Genomic DNA, 2347 nt, shown 5'->3' with positions numbered 1-2347 from the left:
TTTGTAGCGAACATTCTAATACTCAAAATTACAACTTAAAACCAGCCAACCTATCCTTAGAAGTATCTTTGTAATGCCCGATCCCCTCCCGTCCTAAAATAGTAGTTATTACCGAACCCAATGATTAAAATTACTATTCCCAATCGCTAAAATTACTGTGTTAAGATTTAATGACACTCAGACAAGCAGCAGGGGATGGAAAACAGCCATGTTTGAACGCTTTACAGAAAAAGCCATTAAAGTAATCATGCTGGCCCAGGAAGAAGCACGTCGCCTGGGGCACAATTTTGTCGGTACCGAACAAATCCTTCTGGGATTGATTGGTGAGGGTACTGGCGTAGCAGCTAAGGTCTTGAAATCGATGGGGATCAACCTCAAAGACGCCCGGATCGAAGTTGAGAAAATTATCGGACGTGGTTCGGGCTTTGTAGCCGTTGAAATCCCCTTCACCCCCAGAGCCAAGCGCGTTCTGGAGTTGTCTCTAGAGGAAGCCCGCCTACTGGGACACAACTACATCGGCACCGAACATTTATTACTCGGTTTGATCCGTGAAGGCGAAGGCGTCGCCGCCAGAGTCCTCGAAAACCTGGGTGTGGACTTAACCAAAGTTCGGACTCAAGTGATTCGGATGCTCGGCGAAACCTCCGAAACAGCCACCGCCGGAACGGGTGCTCGATCGAGTGGTAGCAACAAAACACCGACACTAGATGAGTTTGGTTCCAACCTAACTCAAATGGCACAAGATGGTAAGTTAGATCCCGTCGTCGGTCGTGCTAAAGAAATCGAACGAGTGATCCAAATCCTCGGACGCCGCACCAAAAACAATCCCGTCTTAATCGGCGAACCCGGTGTCGGTAAAACCGCCATCGCTGAAGGTTTAGCCCAGCGGATTGCCAATCAAGATATCCCCGATATCCTCGAAGACAAACGCGTTGTCACCCTCGACATTGGTTTGCTCGTCGCAGGTACCAAATATCGCGGTGAATTTGAGGAACGTCTCAAAAAAATCATGGATGAAATCCGCCAAGCGGGTAACGTCATCCTGGTAATCGATGAAGTCCATACCTTGATCGGTGCGGGTGCTGCTGAAGGCGCGATCGATGCGGCAAATATTCTCAAACCCGCTCTAGCACGGGGAGAATTGCAATGTATCGGTGCCACCACTCTCGATGAGTACCGCAAACATATCGAACGCGATGCTGCCCTCGAACGTCGCTTCCAGCCAGTAATGGTCGGCGAACCGAGTGTCGAAGAAACGATCGAAATCCTGCACGGTTTGCGCGAGCGTTACGAACAGCACCACAAACTCAAGATCACCGATGACGCCCTCGAAGCTGCGGCGACACTAGCAGATCGCTATATCTCCGATCGGTTCTTACCCGACAAAGCCATCGACTTGATGGACGAAGCTGGCTCCCGCGTCCGCTTACTCAATTCCCAACTCCCCGCTGCGGCAAAAGAATTGGACAAAGAGTTGCGGAAAGTCCTCAAAGAAAAAGACGAAGCCGTTCGCTCGCAAGACTTCGATAAAGCTGGCTCCCTCAAAGACCGCGAAATCGAAATCAAAGCCGAGATCAAAACGATCGCCCAAAACAAAAAGGCTAGCGACGAAACTGAAGATCGCGTGATGCCCGAAGTCACCGAAGAAGACATCGCGCACATCGTCGCTTCGTGGACTGGCGTACCCGTGAGCAAGCTCACCGAATCTGAGTCCGTCAAACTGCTAAATATGGAAGAAACCCTCCATCAGCGGTTGATCGGTCAAGAAGAGGCTGTCAAAGCTGTCTCCCGTGCCATCCGTCGCGCTCGTGTTGGCTTGAAAAATCCCAACCGTCCGATCGCCAGTTTCATCTTCTCCGGCCCGACTGGAGTTGGTAAAACCGAGTTAACCAAAGCGTTAGCAACTTACTTCTTCGGTTCCGAAGACTCGATGATCCGCCTGGATATGTCCGAGTACATGGAACGCCACACCGTATCGAAACTGATCGGTTCGCCTCCAGGTTACGTCGGCTACAGCGAAGGCGGTCAACTGACCGAAGCCGTCCGTCGTAAGCCTTACACCGTCGTCTTATTCGATGAAATCGAGAAAGCGCATCCAGATATCTTCAATATGCTGTTGCAGATTTTAGAAGATGGTCGCCTCACCGATGCCAAAGGTCGCACGGTAGACTTCAAGAACACCTTGATCATCCTCACCTCCAACGTCGGTTCTAAAGTAATCGAAAAAGGCGGCGGCGGTCTCGGATTCGAGTTCACCGACAACAAAACCGAAGCTACTTACAACCGGATTCGCAGCTTGGTCAACGAAGAACTCAAAAACTACTTCCGTCCAGAGTTCCTCAACCGT

Annotated in this window: 1 protein-coding gene; it reads left to right on the top strand. The window is 50.6% G+C overall.

Annotated elements, in window-relative coordinates; translation table 11 throughout:
• Positions 1-208: 208 nt before the first annotated feature.
• Positions 209-2347: ATP-dependent Clp protease ATP-binding subunit (locus RMO52_RS19695; protein WP_310417645.1), on the top strand; the 2139-nt coding region annotated here is incomplete at its 3' end.

This window comes from Chamaesiphon sp. OTE_8_metabat_110 (assembly GCF_031382685.1).
Taxonomy (GTDB): domain Bacteria; phylum Cyanobacteriota; class Cyanobacteriia; order Cyanobacteriales; family Chamaesiphonaceae; genus Chamaesiphon.
The sequence above is the reverse complement of the archived record's forward strand: the minus strand, read 5'-3'. Positions and strand labels throughout refer to the sequence as shown.